This is a genomic window from Xenorhabdus sp. PB62.4, assembly GCF_014467285.1.
In the GTDB taxonomy this organism is placed as follows: domain Bacteria; phylum Pseudomonadota; class Gammaproteobacteria; order Enterobacterales; family Enterobacteriaceae; genus Xenorhabdus.
Window position 1 is genome coordinate 241,616 of sequence record NZ_NKHR01000001.1, and the last position, 21,760, is coordinate 263,375.

At 42.6% G+C, this 21,760-nt stretch carries 19 protein-coding genes and 1 other annotated feature; of the genes, 7 read left to right on the plus strand and 12 right to left on the minus strand.

All coding sequences use genetic code 11. The annotated features are described in order from the left end of the window. Positions 1 to 144: 144 nt before the first annotated feature. Positions 145 to 642 (minus strand): DUF2938 domain-containing protein, encoded by a 498-nt coding sequence (locus tag Xenpb_RS01010; RefSeq protein ID WP_187652688.1) that lies wholly within the window; start codon positions 640 to 642, stop codon positions 145 to 147. 134 nt (positions 643 to 776) lie between these two features. On the opposite strand from Xenpb_RS01010, the gene Xenpb_RS01015 reads away from it, so the two are divergent. Then, the gene (locus Xenpb_RS01015; protein ID WP_187652689.1) at positions 777 to 1,418 is read left to right on the plus strand and encodes a metalloregulator ArsR/SmtB family transcription factor; all 642 of its coding nucleotides are present in this window, start codon (positions 777 to 779) and stop codon (positions 1,416 to 1,418) included. A gap of 102 nt (positions 1,419 to 1,520) precedes the next feature. On the opposite strand, the gene mog is transcribed toward Xenpb_RS01015, so the two are convergent. Next, entirely contained in the window at positions 1,521 to 2,096 is a 576-nt protein-coding gene (mog, locus tag Xenpb_RS01020; RefSeq protein WP_099115111.1) for a molybdopterin adenylyltransferase, read from the minus strand. Positions 2,097 to 2,207: 111 nt separating this feature from the next. Continuing rightward, positions 2,208 to 3,161: a transaldolase gene (gene tal / locus Xenpb_RS01025; RefSeq protein ID WP_187652841.1), complete on the minus strand. Its 954-nt coding sequence runs from the start codon at positions 3,159 to 3,161 to the stop codon at positions 2,208 to 2,210. Positions 3,162 to 3,333: 172 nt separating this feature from the next. Here tal and yaaA point away from each other — a divergent pair, with 172 nt between their 5' ends. Together yaaA and Xenpb_RS01035 are read left to right on the plus strand one after the other, a co-directional pair. Beyond that, entirely contained in the window at positions 3,334 to 4,110 is a 777-nt protein-coding gene (gene yaaA / locus Xenpb_RS01030) for a peroxide stress protein YaaA (RefSeq protein WP_187652842.1), read from the plus strand. A 347-nt stretch (positions 4,111 to 4,457) separates the two neighbouring features. Beyond that, positions 4,458 to 4,718 carry an MFS transporter gene (locus tag Xenpb_RS01035; RefSeq protein WP_187652690.1) on the plus strand — a complete coding sequence of 87 codons (261 nt, stop codon included), beginning with the start codon at positions 4,458 to 4,460 and terminating at the stop codon, positions 4,716 to 4,718. A 50-nt stretch (positions 4,719 to 4,768) separates the two neighbouring features. On the opposite strand, the gene thrC is transcribed toward Xenpb_RS01035, so the two are convergent. The 3 genes from thrC to thrA are packed head-to-tail and all read right to left on the minus strand — an operon-like array spanning position 4,769 to position 9,482. Next, entirely contained in the window at positions 4,769 to 6,061 is a 1,293-nt protein-coding gene (gene thrC / locus Xenpb_RS01040; protein ID WP_187652691.1) for a threonine synthase, read from the minus strand. Positions 6,062 to 6,063: 2 nt separating this feature from the next. Next, the gene (gene thrB / locus Xenpb_RS01045; RefSeq protein ID WP_187652692.1) at positions 6,064 to 7,014 is read right to left on the minus strand and encodes a homoserine kinase; all 951 of its coding nucleotides are present in this window, start codon (positions 7,012 to 7,014) and stop codon (positions 6,064 to 6,066) included. Beyond that, positions 6,996 to 9,482 (minus strand): bifunctional aspartate kinase/homoserine dehydrogenase I, encoded by a 2,487-nt coding sequence (thrA, locus tag Xenpb_RS01050; protein WP_187652693.1) that lies wholly within the window; start codon positions 9,480 to 9,482, stop codon positions 6,996 to 6,998. The genes thrB and thrA overlap by 19 nt, the downstream gene beginning before the upstream one ends. Before the next feature lie 25 nt (positions 9,483 to 9,507). Next, positions 9,508 to 9,627 (minus strand) — a sequence feature (Thr leader region). Positions 9,628 to 10,312: 685 nt separating this feature from the next. On the opposite strand from thrA, the gene arcA reads away from it, so the two are divergent. Further along, positions 10,313 to 11,032 carry a two-component system response regulator ArcA gene (arcA, locus tag Xenpb_RS01055; protein ID WP_099115120.1) on the plus strand — a complete coding sequence of 240 codons (720 nt, stop codon included), beginning with the start codon at positions 10,313 to 10,315 and terminating at the stop codon, positions 11,030 to 11,032. Between the two features lie 99 nt (positions 11,033 to 11,131). On the opposite strand, the gene creA is transcribed toward arcA, so the two are convergent. Continuing rightward, positions 11,132 to 11,608, minus strand: a complete 477-nt coding sequence (gene creA / locus Xenpb_RS01060) for a protein CreA (protein WP_187652694.1) — start codon at positions 11,606 to 11,608, stop codon at positions 11,132 to 11,134. A 721-nt stretch (positions 11,609 to 12,329) separates the two neighbouring features. Between creA and robA the strand changes: the two genes are divergently transcribed. After that, positions 12,330 to 13,211, plus strand: coding sequence for an MDR efflux pump AcrAB transcriptional activator RobA (robA, locus tag Xenpb_RS01065; RefSeq protein WP_187652695.1), 882 nt, complete (start codon positions 12,330 to 12,332; stop codon positions 13,209 to 13,211). On the opposite strand, the gene gpmB is transcribed toward robA, so the two are convergent. Next, entirely contained in the window at positions 13,208 to 13,855 is a 648-nt protein-coding gene (gene gpmB / locus Xenpb_RS01070; protein WP_187652696.1) for a 2,3-diphosphoglycerate-dependent phosphoglycerate mutase GpmB, read from the minus strand. The genes robA and gpmB overlap by 4 nt on opposite strands. A gap of 55 nt (positions 13,856 to 13,910) precedes the next feature. On the opposite strand from gpmB, the gene yjjX reads away from it, so the two are divergent. Further along, complete coding sequence (gene yjjX, locus Xenpb_RS01075; RefSeq protein ID WP_187652697.1) at positions 13,911 to 14,438, plus strand: inosine/xanthosine triphosphatase; 528 nt, start codon at positions 13,911 to 13,913, stop codon at positions 14,436 to 14,438. Positions 14,439 to 14,649: 211 nt separating this feature from the next. Here yjjX and trpR read toward each other — a convergent pair whose 3' ends face one another. Then, the gene (gene trpR, locus Xenpb_RS01080) at positions 14,650 to 14,970 is read right to left on the minus strand and encodes a trp operon repressor (RefSeq protein WP_187652698.1); all 321 of its coding nucleotides are present in this window, start codon (positions 14,968 to 14,970) and stop codon (positions 14,650 to 14,652) included. A 61-nt stretch (positions 14,971 to 15,031) separates the two neighbouring features. Beyond that, complete coding sequence (sltY, locus tag Xenpb_RS01085; protein WP_187652699.1) at positions 15,032 to 16,951, minus strand: murein transglycosylase; 1,920 nt, start codon at positions 16,949 to 16,951, stop codon at positions 15,032 to 15,034. A 254-nt stretch (positions 16,952 to 17,205) separates the two neighbouring features. Here sltY and ettA point away from each other — a divergent pair, with 254 nt between their 5' ends. Next, the gene (gene ettA, locus Xenpb_RS01090) at positions 17,206 to 18,873 is read left to right on the plus strand and encodes an energy-dependent translational throttle protein EttA (protein WP_187652700.1); all 1,668 of its coding nucleotides are present in this window, start codon (positions 17,206 to 17,208) and stop codon (positions 18,871 to 18,873) included. A 117-nt stretch (positions 18,874 to 18,990) separates the two neighbouring features. Here ettA and Xenpb_RS01095 read toward each other — a convergent pair whose 3' ends face one another. Next, positions 18,991 to 19,719, minus strand: coding sequence for an ATP-binding cassette domain-containing protein (locus Xenpb_RS01095; protein WP_187652701.1), 729 nt, complete (start codon positions 19,717 to 19,719; stop codon positions 18,991 to 18,993). Positions 19,720 to 20,397: 678 nt separating this feature from the next. After that, positions 20,398 to 21,624, minus strand: a complete 1,227-nt coding sequence (gene nadR / locus Xenpb_RS01100; RefSeq protein ID WP_187652702.1) for a multifunctional transcriptional regulator/nicotinamide-nucleotide adenylyltransferase/ribosylnicotinamide kinase NadR — start codon at positions 21,622 to 21,624, stop codon at positions 20,398 to 20,400. Between the last annotated feature and the right edge of the window lie 136 nt (positions 21,625 to 21,760).

Consider the following 21,760-nt stretch of genomic DNA (forward strand, 5'->3'; position numbering starts at 1 on the left):
CAAGATAATAGCACTGGATTTGTGAACACCAGCGCTATTTATTAAAAAAATTCAAAGTAACGTTCGGATACCTCAAAAACGTTCCATTAGGCTATTTTCCCAGCAACTCCCCCGACGGATTAAGTTTTGCCCGATTCGATACCGTTACAACAAATAACTAAAAAACAGAGCAGCTAAATAGAGGCCAACACCGTAAGAAGTATGCGCCATTAAGCTTCTCAATCTTAGTGTATTAGGTGCGGGAGTCTTGGATGCAGCCATCCCCATTCCCAGACCCGGCTGCATAATAAAAAAAGGTGCAATGACAGTAACGATTCCCATGATTAATGCAGGAAGGAACGTTGGATTTTTTGCCCAATCCAGTCCCAAAATAAGCAACAGAATGCCCGCAAAAATGATGCCAATAAGATAATGAGCAAACCAACCAATCCCGCTTTCCCCTTTCACAGGTTCGGCCTGTAGAATGCTTGTATGGGTAAATTGCCCTTTGGGCATGTGTCCAATCCAGCGTCCTACCAGGCTATAATTCAATGAGGGAATGCCGAAACAACGTCTTATGAAAACAGCCCAAAGATCCATGACAACCGTTGAACCAATACCAATCAATACAGAATAAACAATAAACTCCAGTCCTTCATTCATCTGTTGCGCTCCTCCGAATTGTGGTTATCCATAATAGTCAATCAATCAGCAGGTACTCGAAATGGCACAGAAACTCTGATACCATTACATTCAATTAATGCCTTGAGTGTAATAATGGTGGAAGTGTAAAGTCAATGTTTGATAAACAACTTATTGTCGAGATTGCAGAAATTGCCAAGGTGCTAGGAAATCTTCATCGGTTGACACTGCTTGAATGTTTGGTTAACACTGAACACCCTGTGGAAAAGCTATCAGAGCTTTCCGGTTTGTCAATTGCTAATACTTCGCAGCATCTCCAGCAGCTCAAACGTGCAGGATTACTTCAGTCTCGTAAATCAGGAAAGCATGTGCTTTATCGCCAGAGCGAAGGGCCCATTATGGAAGTTATTTCGGTACTCCAGCAATATGCCGAATTTAACCGCAAAGAAATGCGCAGATTGATTGATGATTCAAACAACCAGGAAATAATTTCATGGGATGAGTTGCTGGACAGAATTAAGGAAAACAGCACGATATTACTGGATGTCAGGCCAAAAGAGGAATTTGAACAAGGTCATTTGCCGGATGCCATCAATATCCCTGTAGAGGAGCTGGAAAACCGCTTAGACGAGATTTCTTCCAATCAAGATCTTGTTGCATATTGCCGGGGCCCTTACTGTGTTCTTTCTGCTAATGCTCTTGAATTATTGCGTGCTAAAGGTATTCGCGCCCGTCGCTTTAATAAAGGATTCTCTGGCTGGAAAGATGCTGGAATGAATATTGAAGTTAAACCTTAAAATCAGTGTAATCAGGCCGATGACTGGCCTGATTACATTACAATTTGAAATCTACCGGATAGGTATACTCCATTTTTGTGATGAAACTCTTGTAATAAAATATCAACGGCGTGCACTTTTTGGTCTGAAAGCAGTCACAACGGTTTCATCCGTTTCCACATAAGGACCGTCCAGCAGTTGGATACAATAGGGAACGCTGGCAAAAATTCCTGCTACTAATACCTTACCATTTTCGTCTTTCAATCCTTCCAGCGTTTCTGCGATGGCTTTGGGTTGTCCGGGGAGATTAAGAATTAACGCCTGATTACGGATTACGCCTACCTGACGGGACAGAATGGCTGTTGGAACGAATTGAAGACTGATTTGACGCATCTGTTCACCAAATCCGGGCATTTCACGATCAGCAATTGCGAGTGTTGCATCTGGTGTGACATCGCGGCGTGCTGGCCCTGTTCCCCCGGTGGTCAGTACCAGATGGCATCCCAGCTCATCGACCAATTCACACAATGTTTGCTCAATCAGGATTTGCTCATCAGGAATAAGGCGGGTTTCTACGCTAAAAGGTGTGGTAATCGCCTTTGCCAGCCATGTTTCCAGTGCGGGCAGTCCTTTGTCCTGATAAATACCATTGGAAGCCCGATCGGAAACGGACACGAGACCAATGCGTAATACGTTCATACGAACCTCAATTAACGATAAAAATAGAGAAGATGTTGTTGATGAAATGAAAAACAAAAGGCGACTCATTATGTCGCCTTGGTATAAGAAAAAATAGCGTCTCGTTTGAGATTACAGCAGATCAGCGATCATGCTCTCAAGTTTGCCTTGGTCTACGGCAAACTTACGGATACCTTCCGCCAGTTTTTCAGTTGCCATTGCATCTTGATGGTGGTTCCAGTAGAACTCAGCTTCAGTCAATGGTTCCGGGCGTGCTTTAATTTCGCCTTCATAACCTAGCTTGCGCTCAACTTCACCTTCTGCTTCAGACAGTTCTTTCAGTAATGCAGGGGAGATGGTCAGACGGTCGCAGCCAGCCAGTTCCAGAATTTCACCAGAGTTACGGAAACTTGCACCCATTACAACTGTGTTATAACCGTGCTCTTTATAGTATTGGTAAATTTCAGAAACAGAAATCACACCCGGATCTTCGTGTGGTGCGAATTCTTTCTTGTCTCCATTTGCTTTGTACCAGTCAAGGATACGGCCAACGAATGGAGAAATCAGGTAGACACCGGCTTCTGCACAAGCACGCGCTTGGGCAAAGGAGAACAGTAAGGTCAGGTTACAGTTGATACCTTCTTTTTCCAATTGTTCCGCAGCACGGATGCCCTGCCATGTGGAAGCCAGTTTGATCAGGATGCGGTCATTACTGATGCCTGCTTCGTTGTACAGTTTGATCAGGCGTTTTGCTTTCGCTACGCTTGCTTCGGTATCATAAGATAGACGAGCGTCAACTTCAGTAGAAATACGACCTGGGATCAGTTTCAGAATTTCCAGACCAATGTTAACTGCCAATTTGTCGCCGGCATCGATAATTTGCTGTTCACGGGAATCGCTTTGACCACGCGCCCATTCAACGGCTTCATCAATCAGTTGGCGATATTCTGGGATTTGAGCTGCATTCAAAATCAGGGAAGGGTTGGTGGTCGCATCTTGCGGCTGATACAGTTTCATAGCCGCGATATCCCCGGTATCTGCTACTACTGTGGTCAGCTCACGCAGGGAAGTCAGTTTATCGGTCATGTTTAATATCTCATCGTTATACGTAAAATCGTTGGCAACATTGCCTCGCCATCCCGTGATAATAACATGGTCAAGCGTGGCTGTAAGGTAGGAAAATCCTATCGCTGAGATTCTCCTCTTTCCGTTCTTTTTTGCTAAAGTGGAGAAGGTCTGGATTATTAGGAAAAAAATGATGCTTATTACCATTTCACCTGCAAAAACACTCGATTATGCAAGCCCGCTTACAACAGAAAAATACAGTCAGCCGGAATTATTGGGAGAATCTCGGCAATTGATTGAGGTTTGCCGCATTTTAACCCCTGCGCAAATCGGCAGTTTGATGAGCATTAGTGATAAATTGGCGGGCCTGAATGCTGCCCGTTTTGGTGAGTGGCAGCCAAATTTCACACCAGAAAATGCCCGTCAGGCAATTTTAGCGTTTAAAGGTGATGTCTATACCGGTATGCAGGCCGAAACTTTCTCAGCGAATGATTTTGAATTTGCCCAAACGCATTTGAGAATTTTGTCCGGTTTGTATGGTGTTTTGCGTCCTCTCGACTTGATGCAGCCTTATCGCTTGGAAATGGGCATTAAATTGGAAAATCCGCGTGGTAAAGATCTGTATCAGTTTTGGGGTGATCGTATTACTGACAATTTGAATGCAGCATTGGAACAGCAAGGTGATGAAATTTTGGTCAATCTGGCATCAGATGAATACTTCAAATCGGTCAATACTAAAAAGCTGGCAGCCAGGATTATCAAGCCCGTTTTTCTGGATGAAAAAAATGGCAAGTACAAAGTTATTAGTTTCTATGCCAAAAAAGCCCGTGGATTGATGAGCCGCTTTATTATTCAGAATCAATTGACTGATCCGGCTCGGCTGGTGGAGTTCAATCTGGAAGGATACGCGTTTGATGAATCCCTTTCTAAAGGGAATGAGTTGGTATTTAAGCGTCCAGAGCAGAACTAATTACTCCTATTAATTATTCCTATATTATGCTGTTGTTTTTTGGAATTTATTTGAACAATTGATGTAACGTTCAGGTTTTAGTTGCCAGATTCACAACAGCATTTTCAACTATCCAATTTGACCTTGTTTAATATTTTGCATTTTCTATTGATATTAAAAGCGTATCATTCAGTTAATTAATCTGTTTAATCAAAAACAGGTTGTATCAAACTTATTAGTTGAATTTGTATCTGAGCTGTTATTTATTTTCCTTTGCTTTCAATAAACATGCCATCACAACAATATTCAATTTATTAATTTAATATTGTTCTGTAACCTGACTCCAATTAACAACTTTGGAGTTTTCTATGTCTGTTTCAAATGTCATGCAGTCAAAGATCCCCATTGCGGTTTATCTTCTGGGTTTAAGTTTGTTCGCGATGGGAAGTTCGGAATTTTTAATCTCGGGTGTGTTACCGAAGATTGCCGAGGATTGGCAAATTTCTTTACCATCTGCGGGAATGCTGATTTCGGCTTTTGCTGTTGGTATTTTTCTTGGCGCACTACTTGCGATGATTGCTCTTGTTCCAATCCTGCTTGATGCCTATTTGCACCGTAAGAAATTATAGAATTTATTAATGTCACTCCAACAATTAATGTCGGAGTGACAAAAATGGTGTTATTTCGGTGCTCTTTCCATCAAAAATTCACGTAACATTGAAAAATCAGCAGGCATCAAGTGGGATAACAAATCCATATCCGCACGTTCAGCCAATTCTTGTGGCAATGGTAATGTCTGGCCGAGGGTCGCTTCAACGCTTTCTTTGAATTTCGCCGGATGTGCAGTACCCAGGAATAAGCCGTATTCTCCTTCCTGCAACTGATCACGCAGGACACGATAAGCAACCGCAGCATGCGGCTCGGAAATATAGCCTTTTGCCGCGAGTTCGCGCATGGTGCTCTGGGTGGTTTTGTCATCTACCACACCGTTAGCCAAGTCACTCAGTGCCCAGCCTTTACGCTTGAACAGTTCTTCAATACGTGGCCAGTTATTAGGCTGGCTGACATCCATTGCATTGGAAAGCGTTGCAATGGTTTGATGTGGCTGCCATGTCCCTTCCGCTAAATAACGGGGAACGGTGTCATTAACGTTGGTTGCCGCGATAAAACGTTTTACCGGAAGCCCCAACGATTTTGCCAGCAGCCCTGCGGTTAAATTACCGAAATTGCCGCTTGGCACGGAAATGACTAATTGTTCACGCTTCTCCGCAGGGATTTGGGCAACTGCTTCAAAGTAATAACAGATTTGTGCCAACAATCGGCTGATATTAATGGAGTTAGCTGAATTGAGATGCAGGGCCTGTTTCAGTTCTTCATCATCAAAAGCTTGTTTGACTAATGCCTGACAAGCGTCGAAATCGCTTTTTATGGCAACCGTGTGAATATTGTTGCCTAGTGTACAGAAAAGTTTTTCCTGTAATGGGCTAATCTTGCCTTCAGGATAAAGGATCACGACCTGTACATTATTCAAGCCATAGAAAGCATGGGCAACGGCAGCACCGGTATCACCGGATGTGGCAGTTAAAATAGTAACAGGCTGTTCTCCTGCAATTTGTGCAAGAATTTGTGCCATGAAACGACCGCCAAAATCTTTGAAGGCCAGTGTTGGCCCGTGATATAGCTCCAGTGAAGCGATATCATCTTCAACATTTGTTACCGGGGCAAGGAAGGCAAATGAATTTTTAACCCGGGCGGCCAATTGCTCTGCGGGGATCTCATCACCAATAAATGCGGCCAGAATTCGTTGGCTACGGCTGATAAAATCTAGTTTTAATAATTCGTTGATCTCATCACGGCTGAATTCTGGTAAGTCCTGTGGAAAAAAGAGTCCTTGTTGTTTGCCCAATCCCTGTTTTACCGCCTGTGAAAAACTAACCTGCTCGCTGCTGTCTTTTAAGTTATATAATTTCATGGTTACTCTACCTGTCGTGCGCCTGTGAGATCCAGACGGCAAATATGGACAAAACCTTCATCATTCTGTACGTAATGTTGTTGCAGCCACTGTGCGACTTCTTCTGCTACTGCCATTTCATGACAAATCGCAAAGAGTGTAGGGCCTGAACCGGAAATACTGCATGCCAGTGCGCCCAATTTTTGGACTGCTTCACGTGCGTTGGCAAAACCGGGCAAGAGTTGAGTGCGATACGGCTCTGCAACAACATCTTTCATCAATCTGGCGGCCAGATCTGATTGTTGGGTATGGCAGGCATGAATGAAACCGGCAAAATAACGGCCGTGATCAATGATGTCCTTGCGGGAGTAATGCTGCGGCAGGATCGCCCTGGCTTCTGACGTGGAAACTTTGATGCCGGGATAAGCCATTACCCATAACCAATTATCAAACGCAGGCACTGTCTGGCAAAGGGGCTCATCCTGAGACAATATCAACTGTAATCCCCCCAAATAGCAGGGAGCGACATTATCGTAGTGAACGCCACCAGAAATGCGTCCTTCTAATTCTCCCATCATGTCCAGCAATTGGTTGCGGCTAAATGGATGGCCTTCATATTCATTCAAGGCCACCAGACTGGCGACCACAGAACAGGCACTGGAACCTAATCCTGAACCAATCGGCATGTTTTTTTCTAATGTCATAGCAACGGGGAGTTCTTTTCCCAACCGTTGACAAAAAAGCTGCCAGCATTGGTAGACAATATTATGTTTTGGATCGGCAGGTAGTTTGCCGACAAATCGTCCCTTATTATTCAGACTGAAACTTTCAGCTTTACTTACGGAGACACAATCTCCAAGCAACGAGCCATCAACGGGAGAAACCGCTGCGCCGAGCACATCAAATCCGACGCCAACGTTCCCGATAGAGGCAGGCGCATAAACCCTGACAACCATTAAACCCCCAATTTCCATGACAGAGTGCGTAATATATCAGCAAAAACCCCTGCTGCCGTTACATCATTCCCTGCACCATAACCGCGCAGCACCAGCGGTATGGGTTGATAATAACGGGTATAGAAAGCCAGTGCGTTTTCACCATTTTTGACTTTATAGAGTGGATCATTGCCGTCAACGGCGACAATTTTCACCTTACAATGGTCTTGTTCGATGATGCCAACATAACGCAAAACTTTTCCTTGTTCTGCTGCGTCTGCCGCACGTTGGCTGAATTCCTGATCCAACTGCGATAAATGTTGCAGGAACTCATCGACATTGCCACTGGAATCGAATGAAGCTGGCAATACAGGTTCAACATGGATATCTTCCAGCTCCATTTCATAACCTGCCTCCCGGGCCAGAATCAGCAGCTTGCGGGCAACATCCATGCCGGAGAGATCGTCTCGTGGATCTGGTTCTGTAAAGCCTTTCTCTTTCGCCAACAGGGTAGCTTGTGAAAGTGTCATGCCTTCATCCAGCATACCGAAGATGTAGGAAAGAGAACCGGACAGAATGCCGTTGAATTGGACTAATTCATCGCCTGCATTGAGCAGATTCTGTAAGTTTTCAATAACAGGTAATCCAGCACCTACGTTGGTGTCATACAGGAATTTACGCTTCGATTTTTCTGCGGCCTGACGGATTTGGCGGTAATAGTCCATCGACAGGGTATTGGCTTTTTTATTCGGTGTGACAACGTTAAAGCCGTCGCTGAGGAAGCTGGCATATTGCTCTGCAATAGCTTGATTGGATGTACAGTCCACAATGACCGGATTCAGCAAATGGTACTCTTTTTCAAGGCGGATCAATCGGCTCAGACTGAAAGGTTCAGTTGCCTCTGATAGTGCCTGTTGCCAATTATCCAGACAAATTCCTTGCATGTCAGTTAACAAGGCACGGGAATTAGCGATACCACAGACCCGTAGTTCAATGTGTTTTTGTTTGAGCCATGTTTGCTGGCGGCGGATTTGTTCTATCAACGCATTTCCTACACCACCCACGCCGACAACGAAGACTTCAACCACTTGTGCGGTGTTGAACAGCATTTGGTGACAGAGCCGGACAGCAGTCGTTGCCGCATCATTCTCAATAACAGCAGAAATAGAACGCTCAGAAGATCCCTGTGCAATAGCAATAATGTTGATATTAGCGCGTGTCAATGCAGAGAAGAAACGGGCAGAAATGCCCCGCTGAGTGCGCATGCCATCTCCAACCACAGAGATAATGGCAAGATTATCCATCACGTCAATCGGATCAAGCACACCATCTTTCAATTCCAGATAAAACTCTTCCGTTAATGCTTTTTGCGCCTTCTCCAGCTCTTTTTGCGGTACACAAAAACTGATGCTGTACTCCGACGAAGATTGCGTGATCAACACGACGGAAATACCTTTTCGAGACATAACGGAAAAGACCCTTGCCGCCATCCCAACCATGCCCTTCATACCGGGGCCGGAAACGTTGAACATTGCCATGTGGTCAAGATTGGTGATGCCCTTAATCGGCATGTTTTCGTCTTTTTGATCACCATTGATGTGTTCATTGCCAATGTTATTGCCAATGAAAGTACCCTTCGCATCAGGATTGGCTGTATTTTTGATCAGGCAAGGAATTTGAAATTGGGCGATAGGCGCAATGGTACGGGGATGAAGGACTTTTGCACCAAAATAAGAGAGTTCCATCGCTTCTTGGTATGACATGCTTTTCAGCAAGCGGGCATCAGCAACCGCTCTTGGGTCGCAAGTATAAACGCCATCTACGTCAGTCCAAATTTCGCAGCAGTCTGCCCGTAAACATGCCGCCAGCACTGCGGCTGAATAGTCAGAGCCGTTGCGCCCCAATACCACCAATTCACCGTTTTCATTGCCAGCGGTGAAACCTGCCATCAGGATAATATGGTCGGAAGGAATGTTAAGTTCCGCAATCCTCTTGGAAGACTCAAGAATATCAACGGTAGATTCAAGATAATGCCCATGTGCCAGAAGGTTTTTGACGGGATCAATCACAGTCACTTTATGACCACGGGCCTGTAATACCGCTTCCATGATGGCAATCGATAGTTTTTCGCCACAGCAGATCAGAGATGCGTTAATGCTATCAGGGCACTGCCTCAACAGGGAAATGCCATGCAGGGCTTGTTTCAGATAGGCGAGTTCACGTTCCACGACACCTTTCAGACGTTCATAAGCAAATCCTGCTTGTTGTTCTTTCAATCCCGACAGCAAATCAGCAAAAATTTGGGTTGCATCGCTAATATTGGAAACAATATCTTGCCCTGCGACCGTTTTTTCGATCATCGCCACGAGGTGGTTGGTAATCTTTGCCGGTGCAGAGAGCACCAGGGCGACTTGCCCAAGGAGTAACTCATTCTCGGCGATATTTGCAACGCTCAGTACACGCTGGTGATTTGCAACTGAGGTGCCCCCAAATTTCAGTACTCGCATTAACATTCCTCTCCTGATTTTTGTCCAAAAAAAAGCCCGTATCTTGTGGGATACGGGCTTATTATTGTTTTATGTATATGCGTCAGCCCGCACCGCAACTCATGGTTCCGGTGGTAATCGTAGTGGTTGTTTTTGTCGTAACCATTTTTTTCGGGCTGTTATGGCGCATAGTTTCCTGTCTGTCTTTTAATTTGTCTGACCCCCTATTGGTTAAATTAAACTGTGGTCAATGTCAAATATTTTTTATGGCGAAAGCAGAAAAAAACGTCATTTTCCGTATTGTAATTATTCAAAATATGACAAAAGGGACACACCATTATCTGGCGGGTTTGGTTATTTTCTAGCATTTAATTTTACAAAAAACATATTTTGTAATTGTTTTATCTTTATGATAAAAACATGCGTGTTTAGACGCTTAGGAGCCGAACTAACCCCTTTTGGCATTCAGGTTTTCATGATGATTGTTAACATATTTTATTCAAATTAATAACAAATGATCTAAATTAAAATTAACAATTACAATTAATGTTAACGTGCTACAATTGATTTTGATATGTATCAACAAAAGTTAGTTTTTTTAGAAGGCAAATGCATTACTAGCTGTTATATTGCTGTTAATAGACTAATATAGTGCCTTGTTTAAATCGGGTTTTTCGGGTATGTACCCTCCAAAAAAAGCGACGCTGGCTTTTAGCGTAAAACATATCAAAACATTTATTTTGGGCATGAGCTGGTTTTCTGTGAATCAGAACAAGATCAGCATATTTTCTTTTAATAATAACAGCTTATGTCATACAGATTCTGTTTTTTAGCGATTTTAGGTAGCAACCATGCAAACCCCGCACATTTTGATTGTTGAAGACGAAATTGTCACACGCAATACCCTCAAAAGCATTTTTGAAGCTGAAGGGTATGTCGTTTATGAAGCCACTGACGGCTCAGAAATGCACAACATTCTGTCAGATAACGATATCAATTTAGTGATTATGGATATCAATCTGCCAGGTAAGAATGGGTTACTTCTTGCTCGTGAATTACGTGAGCAGGCAAATGTCGCGCTGATGTTTTTAACAGGCCGTGACAATGAAGTGGATAAAATTCTTGGTCTTGAGATCGGTGCTGATGATTATATCACCAAGCCATTTAACCCACGTGAATTAACCATTCGTGCCCGGAACTTGCTTTCTCGAACAATGAATCTGAGTCATTATTCAGATGATGTGCGTCGTCAAATTGAAAGTTACAAGTTCAACGGGTGGACGCTGGATATCAATAGTCGTTCTCTGGTTAGCCCAATGGGAGATCAGTACAAGCTGCCCCGCAGTGAATTCCGTGCGATGCTTCATTTCTGTGAAAATCCAGGAAAAATTCAGACCCGTGCAGAATTGCTGAAAAAAATGACGGGCCGTGAACTGAAACCTCACGATCGGACTGTTGATGTTACTATCCGTCGTATTCGTAAACATTTCGAATCGATCCCGGATACCCCGGAAATTATTGCGACCATCCACGGTGAAGGTTACCGTTTCTGCGGTGATTTAGAAGACTAATCAATACCGCCAAGGTATTGTGCTGTATTTGTCAAAAAGCCCCGATGTCTTATGGCATCAGGGCTTTTCTTTTTGACTGTTGCTTGATTTGTGGAGTACTTATTCTTTCCACGGCATGATCGGCACGGCGCTGATTGCATTTTTGGGAGAACCATCGATCACTTTGTCAGAGTAAGTTAAATAAATCAGAGAATTACGTGTAGGATCATAGAAACGCACAACCTGAAGTTTTTTAAATACTAAAGAAGTACGTTTCTGGAAGACAACTTGTCCTTTCTTGGGCGATTTTTTTATCTTATCTGCCAATTCAATCGGGCCAACCTGTTGACAGGATATAGCTGCATCAGATGTATCTTCGGCCAATCCCAGCCCTCCCTTAATCCCCCCTGTTTTAGCTCGGCTCAGATAACAGGTAACATTTTTAACATCAGGGTCATCAAAGGCCTCTATCACTATTTTGTTATCAGGGCCAAAAAGTTTGAATACGGTATCGACAGAGCCGATCTCTTCAGCATGCAGAACTACAGGAGAAAAGAGTAAGGTAGCCGCTATCACTATTTTCTTCATTGTTACCATATTTAGTCCATTTGAATTAAATAAATGCAGTGAAAATATCTACCATTAACATATAATGTAAATCAATAGTTCTAATGTAATCATTTTCACCATGAATGCACTTGTAATAAAAAATCATGGCATTATAGCTGAATATGCACTCAAAACGAGCAGATTGTGGTTTTTTAGTCCACTTCTGTTGGCTGCGTGTCTTTCTGAAATACTCTTAAAATAGAGATAATTTTTAGAAATTCCCCATAGTTGCTGAGGCTAACAGGACATCCAGTCAATTGATTGTCGATTTATTTTTTATTTAAGTTCATAGTGTTACCTAATCCATTAAGACAGTGCTTGACATATTATCAAGCCTGCCATTAATTTATTCCAAGTCTAAACTTGTTTAATTTTGTTGGTGATTTATTTGAAACATAAGTGTAACAACGATCGTGCCGAACAGAATATAGTTTAGTTTCTTATTATTTTGATTGCGATTTGTTCTATTGAGTAATAATAAATTTCGTAACTGATTTACTAAGATAGAACGACTGCTACCACCCTGCCTGAACGGTAGGTAAGTAGTATCCTAAAAACATGTTGTTATCATTGGGGAAATATAAATATTGCTTATAAATAAGACTACGGAATATATACATTCGGAAAAATATTTTGGTTTTCAGGCTAATAAGTAAGTTGTTTTACATTTATATGATTTTCTTTTTGTCTTAATGACTTAGGGATATGTATGGATCAAACCAACATCATTCGGGATTTGCTGCATTGGGTAGATAATAACCTAGATCGTCCATTGTCCCTTGATAATGTTGCAGCAAAAGCGGGTTACTCCAAGTGGCATTTACAGCGTATGTTCAAGGATGTGACTGGTCAGGCAATTGGCTCCTATATCCGCGCAAGACGATTGTCCAGAGCTGCTGTTGCATTACGTTTAACCAGCCGCCCTATTTTGGATATCGCTTTGCAATATCGCTTTGATTCTCAGCAAACTTTTACCAGAGCTTTCAAAAAACAGTTCGATCGAACGCCAGCATCTTACCGCCGAAGCGATGAGTGGTATGCCAAGGGGATATGCCCACCTATTTTGTTGGATAATAAACCGTTGCCGGCACACAAATTCGTTACATTGGAAGATAAGCTGCTTATTGGTACTGAGCATACGTGTAGCTATATGCTTGAACAGTGGTCTGAAGCTTGCAAAAATATGCGTGATAATTTTTGGATTAACTATTTACAGGACGCTGAAGTATTACCGCCCAGACTTTATGGGCTATACCATACTACGCCTAGTGCGGAGCATGAGGAAGAACAGACAGTTTTCTATACCACTGCAATAGAGCCTGAATACGCTACCTTTGATACCAAGGGCAGTAGCCCGGTTATCCTGCCCGGCGGAGATTATATTTCGTTCAGTTATTTTGGTGATAAAGATCAATTACAAGAGTTTCTCTTTACGGTTTATGGCATTTGTCTGCCTGTATTAAACATCACTCGCAGAAAGGGATACGATGTCGAGCGATATTACCTCACTAACCTTGAATGGAAAAATCTTGGGAATGAGTCTCAAAACCATGTTGTGGAATTTGAGTACCTCATCCCAATTGAGCGTTAACCCTGTAATTCATCCAAGGCGGGCATATCCAGATGTGTAATATCGCCCGCCGTTTCAACAATCCAGCCTGAAGCAAGCCATGGGCTATCCTGATAATCTACCCGTGAGATAGAGCAGTTTCTTAGCCTCAGACGACGTTCTGAATTGGCCGGAAGTCCCAAAATTGAACAGACTAAACTAACCAGTGCTATGCCATGACTCACCAGTAAAGGGCGACTGCCTGCGGGCAGATTGAGGCAACTTTCCAATGCAGCCCGCATACGTACAGATAATTCATTCATCGATTCACCTTCTGGGATTCGCCCGTTTGGTGTACCATCGACAAGACTTTTACGCCAGAATTCCTCTTCCGGTGTGAGGGAACTCAGTTCGCGGTTTTCCAGAACGCCCATATGTAACTCGCGCAAACGCGGTTCCAATATAATGTCGCACCCACAGGCTTTAGCGATGATTTCTGCGGTTTGTCGTGTTCGACCAAGGTCACTGGTGATAACATGAGTAATGTTTTCTGATTTGACTCTCTGTGCGACCAGATGAGCCTGACGCCGACCCATTTCAGTCAAAGGACTGTCGGATTGCCCCTGAATACGACGAGCCACGTTCCATTCGGTTTCGCCATGACGAACAAGATAGACCTGTAACATAGTTATTTTCCGTTATACTGCATCATGAAATAATTCAAAGGATAATTTATTTATTATGTACCACGTTATTGCAGCAACAACTAACCCTGCGAAAATAAAAGCGATTAGCCTTGCATTCGATGATGTTTTTGGCCCAGGTACTTACCGTATAGAAGATGTCAATGTAGACAGCAGTGTACCTCAACAACCTATTGGCAATACTGAAACCCGCACAGGTGCCCGTCATCGAGTTATGGCCGCCCGTCAGGTTCGGCCTGAAGCTGATTTTTGGGTTGGGGTTGAAGCTGGAATTGAAGATGACATGACGTTTGCCTGGATGGTGGTTGAGCACAAACAAATTCGGGGAGAATCGCGTTCTGCCAGTCTGATGCTGCCTGAAAAAGTATTGGAAGGCATTCGTGAGGGACGCGAACTTGGCCACGAAATGGCTGACGTAGCAGGCATTGATAATATCAAGCAGAAAGGTGGTGCAATTGGCTTTTTCACCAACGGTATTCTGACTCGCACCAGTGTGTATCACCAGGCTCTGATACTGGCTCTTGTACCTATTCATCATGAAACTTACAAAGAGTTAAATAACTAATCTTAACAGTACGTTATATTTAACAGTACTGTTTCCAATAATATCGCTTTTTCAGGAACGTAGCTTTTTCAAGAACAGGGTTTTTTAAGAAATCGCTTTTTCAAAAACATAGCCTTTCCAAGAAATAAGCTGTTTGGGGTCATGGCTGGATGACCCCGAATAACGTTTGTCCTGTTATCTTACACTGGCTATTTTGATAAATTAATAGTGGTTATTTTAACAACTGCGTTTCCAGCCACTCTTTAACATGGGCTGGCGCTGCTTTTAAGCTGTTGGAACCACGCGTAATGGTGGCAATGCCAACACTGAGCTCGTCTTTTAGTTCACGCTGACTCATTTGCCCACGCATCAATTCCTGAATAATCCGAACCCGGGTTGATAAAGCTGTACGCTCATCGGGGGTCAATAATAGTTGTAAAATAGAATGTTGCAAATTTTGTTCAAATGCTGTTTGTAACAACCCCACAAAAGTGAGCCAGTCATCGCCATCTTCCGGGGAAATAGCCGGATCAATCAAATGATTTTGTGCCATAATTAACTGCCATACTATCTAACTAGTACGGCAGCATATCATATTTAAATTACTTCATAAATTAATAACGTTTTTGCCATTCAGCATCAGTCAGCACGTTCGACATTTTTCCCATAAAATTATGATAAAACAGATCGTAGGCAAGCACATTTTTGACATAAGCGCGTGTTTCAGAGAAAGGGATGCTCTCAATAAAGGCTATAGGATCAATGCGTCCGGAAGTATTCGCCAGCCAACGATCAACATTCGTCGGGCCAGCATTATAGGCGGCACTGGCAAGAATACGGTTATTGCCAAAACGCTGGTAAACCGAGTCCAAATAAGCGGTGCCAATTTTAATATTCATGGCTGGATTCATTAATTGACGGCTGTTGGCATAGCCTTGAATTTTTTGACTCTTCACCGTATGTTCGGCGGTTTTTGGCATGATTTGCATTAATCCACTGGCTCCTTTAGAAGAACGCGCTTGTGGATTCCAGGCACTTTCCTGACGGGCAATCGCCATCGCATAACTTTGTGAAATATTTTTGTCTGACGTAAAGTTCGCAAATTCGTTTTGCCATGCCAGCGGGAAACGTTCTTCAAGATGATCCCACATTTTCCCCGTAATGGTGGCTTGTACACTCAATCCTGGCCAATGCCGTTCAAACGCATAACGTGCTAATTGCTCCTGCTTCAAGCGATTTTGGGATGAAACCAAGCGAACCCATTCTGAGCGAGCCAAATCATCCATGTTCCAATACAGTAATTCATGGATACGCTTAATTGCAGGCATATTGGCAATGGAAGCATCAGGTCTTTCTGCTTTATTGATCATCAAGGGATAGGAGATATGTAATTTCTGGGCAGCTACCATAGGATAAAAACCACGGTGCTCAGTCAGTTTGTGCAATATCGCATTTCCTTCCTTATTCATCCCTTGGCTGAGCAGGGTCATGGCACTCCAATATTGCCACTCATCTTGCTGCAAACTTGTTTTTGGCAACAACAAAAGCCATTTCTCAAGCTCAGCATAATTATTATCTCGCAATGCCAAACGGGCACGTCGTTCAAGCAATTTAGCAGATTGTGAATTCTGAATAACCTCATCCCGCCATTTTGCCTGTTCTGGCGTGATATCTCCCATCAATTGCCAGGCTACGATATCTTTTAACTGCTGCCGCTCGGTATCATTCATTTTCTGTGCACGAACAAATGCAGGAATATTAACTCTGGCAAGCTCAGCATCTTTGCGGGCGAAACGCGAAAAGACAGTCATGACAACCGAACGGGTGAAATCTGTCGGTGCCACGGTTGTGACAAATTGTTCAATCAATGCAGGATCTTGTTGCAGTTTGATCAAACGGGAACCTAATTCCTGATAGTCTAATGGCAAGCGTTTGGCAAGATAGATAACGAGAGCGGTGTTATTTGCTTTCATTGCCAATTCAATACGCTGCAAGATGAGATTTGCAGAGAGATATCCATCGCGCTCCCAAACATCGAACAGCTTATTGCAATTGTCAGGCAATGAATTGCCATTCAGCCAAATCTTTTGGGCGCCATTCCATGCAACTTGCTGGTGGCCTGTAGCCCATTGGGCGAAGTAATAATCGCAGCGTCCTGCAATCGAACTTGGAGGATTGGGGCTGAAGGCTAAAATGCCGGCCCAATCACCATTGTTAGCCAGCACATCAATAAATTTGGATGCCAGTGAATGTGCAGGTGGCAGCGTCGGATGGGTATTAATAAAGTGCTGAACTTGCTGGGGAGTCGCAATTGCCAAATCCTGAGTTAACTGGCGATATTCAAGATAGGGATATAGTGGATAATCTTTCAGCGTGGGCATCAGGCGTGCAACCTCAGCCATATTTTTGTCATCCCATGCCTGTTTTATTTCTTGATAGCGTTGGCGCTGAGCATCCAGAGAGTCAGCATGTGCTGCTCCTGCAACAACAGAAACCATACTTACAGCGATTGTAAAATGCTGCCACTTACTCATTGCCACATACCCCTCTGGAAGACTACTATCAGTGCTCAAATGCACAATGCCTAAACGCATTGCCAAAATATAGTGTAATTATAATCATATTATTGGTGTGATTTATTACAACTGATGAATGCGAAAGGGAATGTTGGGTTAACCCTAATTAGGTAACAACACGATACGTAAAATTTAGGGTAAAATACGCTCTCCAAGCCGCATAAGCGCAAATGAATCTTAAAATTTCCTGGTTAATTAAAAGGTAAAATACATTGGCTCAATATGTTTATAGTATGCACAGGGTTGGTAAGATTGTTCCCCCGAAAAGGCATATTCTGAAAAATATCTCTCTAAGTTTTTTCCCCGGAGCAAAAATTGGTGTTCTTGGCCTTAATGGTGCGGGTAAGTCAACCTTGCTGCGCATCATGGCAGGTATTGATAAAGATATTGAGGGCGAAGCTCGCCCACAACCTGGTATTAAAATTGGGTATTTGCCGCAGGAACCTAAGCTCAATCCTGAGCATACTGTGCGTGAAGCAGTGGAAGAAGCCGTTAGCGAAGTTAAAAATGCACTGACACGCCTTGATGAAGTTTATGCGGCTTATGCTGATCCTGATGCGGATTTCGATAAGCTGGCAAAAGAGCAAGGTGAGCTGGAAGCTATTATCCAATCTCATGACGGACACAACTTGGATAACCAACTTGAGCGAGCGGCTGATGCTCTGCGCTTGCCTGCATGGGATGCCAAGATTGAACATCTGTCCGGGGGTGAACGCCGTCGTGTAGCTATCTGCCGCCTGCTGCTGGAAAAACCAGACATGCTGCTGCTCGACGAACCTACTAACCACCTTGATGCTGAATCTGTCGCGTGGCTGGAGCGCTTCCTGCATGATTATGAAGGCACAGTGGTTGCGATTACCCATGACCGTTACTTCCTTGATAACGTTGCGGGCTGGATCTTGGAACTTGACCGTGGTGAAGGTATTCCATGGGAAGGTAACTACTCTTCGTGGCTGGAGCAAAAAGATGCGCGTCTGGCACAGGAAGCTGCTTCAGAAGCGGCTCGCCGCAAATCCATTGAGAAAGAACTTGAGTGGGTTCGCCAAAATCCGAAAGGACGTCAGGCAAAAGGCAAGGCACGTCTGGCTCGCTTTGAAGAGCTTAATAACGTTGAATACCAGAAACGTAATGAAACCAGTGAGTTGTTTATTCCACCTGGCCCACGTTTGGGTGACAAGGTACTGGAAGTCACCAATCTAACGAAATCTTATGGTGATCGCGTTCTGATCGATAACTTAAGTTTCTCCCTGCCAAAAGGGGCGATTGTTGGAATTATCGGGCCGAACGGCGCGGGTAAATCAACGTTGTTCCGTATGTTGTCCAATCAGGAGCAGCCGGATTCTGGCTCAATTACACTGGGTGAAACCGTTAAATTGGCTTCTGTTGATCAGTTCCGTGACAACATGGATGACAGCAAAACCGTTTGGGAAGAAGTTTCTGGCGGTCAGGACATCATGCGTATCGGCAACTTTGAAATTCCAAGCCGTGCGTATGTTGGGCGCTTTAACTTCAAAGGGGTAGATCAGGGCAAGCGCGTCGGTGAGTTGTCTGGTGGTGAGCGTGGTCGTCTGCATTTATCCAAGTTGCTACAAGTTGGCGGCAACATGTTACTGCTGGACGAACCAACCAACGATTTGGATATTGAAACCCTGCGTGCATTGGAAAACGCCTTGTTGGAATTCCCGGGCTGCGCAATGGTTATTTCCCATGACCGTTGGTTCCTTGACCGTATCGCGACGCACATCATTGACTATCAGGATGAAGGTAAGGTGTCTTTCTTTGAAGGAAACTTCAGCGAATACGAAGATTACAAGAAGCGGACTCTGGGATCTGAAGCGCTGGAACCTCACCGCATTAAGTACAAGAAAATCAGCAAATAAGCTGGATAGAAAAAACGGCCTGATATCAGGCCGTTTTTTACTAATCATGACTCGTTTTGATATACCCGTCGTCTTTCAAGTTGCCGCTTTTGAAAACCATTGGGTATAACTATTTCACTACTGCACTAGAACACGCTGATCCAGCATAGACTCATACGTTTTAATCGCTTTTCCACTGGCTAACGTGATAATGCTATCTGCATGTCGTATCAGGCGGCTATCCTGTGAAGCGATTACAACCGTGCCTTTCTGTTCATGTGCAATAAACTTAAAGATGTTAATGAACGTCTGAAATGCTTGATGATCTAGATTACGTGTCGGATCATCGGCAAATAAATATTCCGGTCTTCTGGCTATGGCTTTTGCCATTGCAGCCAGTTGTTTCTCGTTTTCAGACAGTTCCCCTGGGTAATAACGGCTTTTATCGCCTAATTTCACAATATCCAACGATTTTTGTGCGATGTTTTCTGCTTGCTCACGAGGAAGCGATAATCCATAAGAAGTTGATAATAACAAGTTATCTAACAGCGTGAGTTCACTGAATAAATTGAAATCTTGGAAAATGAAACCACTATTTTCAGCATGAAATTTGCCTAATTCTATATCATCCATTAGTTTCAACTTGTTATTATTAATTAATACATCTCCTTGATCTGGTTGTAACATACCCGAAGTAATCGACAATATCGTACGGTTAGTCGATGCTCTCGGCCCTGTTATCAAAGTAATTTCACCTGGTATAATAGAAAATGTGATATCTGAAATCATTTCATGATTAACTGTAGTATCAGTTAAACCATATGAAATATTGATAACCTCAATCGATTTAAATTGATTTAAGTTCATATTCTCAACACAATTAGGTTAAAAGATTAAAGCTTTTTCCTTAACATATGCTGTCTAAGTTTCTTCGCAATAACACTATGTCCATCTGGTATTGTACGAATAAAAATAGTCTATATGTGAAACATCTTCATTACGGATATGCTCATCTTATGTCAATTATTATTTACAATGACTATCTAATAAATGAGATATTTCTTAGTCTTAGAATAAAAAATCAAGAATGTTAATTAATTATGCCTAAAAACAAAAACCAAACTAAATAAAAATAGCATAAATTCTTCTGTCTTTATTCCATTTTGATAATAAGGAAAAAAGTCATTTTATATTTCATTAATATTTTAATGTTATCTTGGTATTACCTCCATTATTGTTTAAAACACCCAGAATATTTGTGGGATTATTGCTGCCTAATAAATTTTATATAAATAAATCAATAGGTCTGTTCATTAAATGACTTATTTCTCTGTAATTCAAGTCAAAACAGTAAAATTAAAGTATCAAAAAATATTATTATCACAATTTATTTTATTACCATTGTAAAAATAACTACAGTAAACATTTAATTAAATGCTTAAACAGAATAAACATAAGACAATAAAAGTTACAATGGATAATAAATGGCTATCAATTAATCGTGATAATAATATAAGTGTAATCTATTTTATATATAAAGGTTAGTTACTCCATTAACATTTGTTGAACGAGCTCAACACAGTGTAGAAAACGTTGATCATAGTCTGGTGAATTGACACAAACATAATCAATATTATTTTTCTTCAATAAACTTTCAAGTAGATCTTGAAACTCCTTGCGATCCCGCTCACTGCCTAAACTTCTTAAGCCATCAGCTACCCATGGCGTGTTGTTCTCTAAAAGAATAACTAAATCAAAACGATACTCATCAATCATTGCCTGAACAAAAGGATGTTCTTTTCCTTCATAACGTTTGCAAAATGCCTGTGTTGTCACGAAATCCGTGTCAATAAAAGCCGCCTTGTTAGCATATTTAACTGAAAAATCAATATATTGAGCATGGCCCAGAGCGATTTTGTCGTAATCTGAGTATTGCAAGGCCATTTCGTCGCCTCCCAGATGGGAAAAGACATATTCTCGCCCATATTCCCATGCGCTGGTGGTGTTAAACATATTGGCAAGTTTGTTCACCAACGTAGACTTTCCGCTCGATTCACCGCCAAGAATAGCAACTTTACGTACAAAGAAAGGCTTCACTTCGGTAGGAATGTACTCCCAATAGCGGAAAGGGGCCTGACGAATTTGGCTGCCGCTGATATTCATAAAAGAGCGCTGTGGGTCGATCAGCACGGTTTCAATGCCGAAATGTTCTTTATAACGGGAAACATCCTGTGCTTCACTGGAGTAGATGTATTCAGGCGTGATCCCTTTTGCTGACATGAATGCTTTCACGCCCTTACTCCAGGTTTCCCAGCCATTTGGATAGGGTTCCATGCCCTGTTCATCAAACGCGTGAATATGAATATTCTTTTGGTATTTGAATGTTTGCAGTAACCATCTCAAACGGTCACTGACCGTTGGTTGCTGGGACATCGAACTGTTGATGAATAGCTCACGATCACGCACTTCGTCATAGCAAAGCACAACGTGTAATTCATCAACCTGACTGGATGCTCTTTGAATCAGATAAATGTGTCCCGTATGTAACGGGTAAAATTTACCAAACACGACGCCGATCGTTTTCTTTTCCATGGGGTACGCCAATCCTAGATATTGATGAAGAGAAGCCAGTTTCTGTGCGCTGGGACTCTTTATTTTGTCGTTAATGAGTTGGCTAAGGTAGCCTTTTGTCATACCGCTGGCATCAGCAACTTGCTGTAACGTGTAACCAGCTTGTTTAATAGCCTCTTTCAAGTAGTCAAATTGTCTCATATAACCTCCCTTTGTGTTTAGTATACTAAACAAAATAGCATGCTCGTCGTGAAAGGTAAAAACAAAATGAGTCGTTTATCGAGGCTTTGGGATGAAACGCTGCTATTTCAACAACTGTAAGTATTTAAAATTGGAT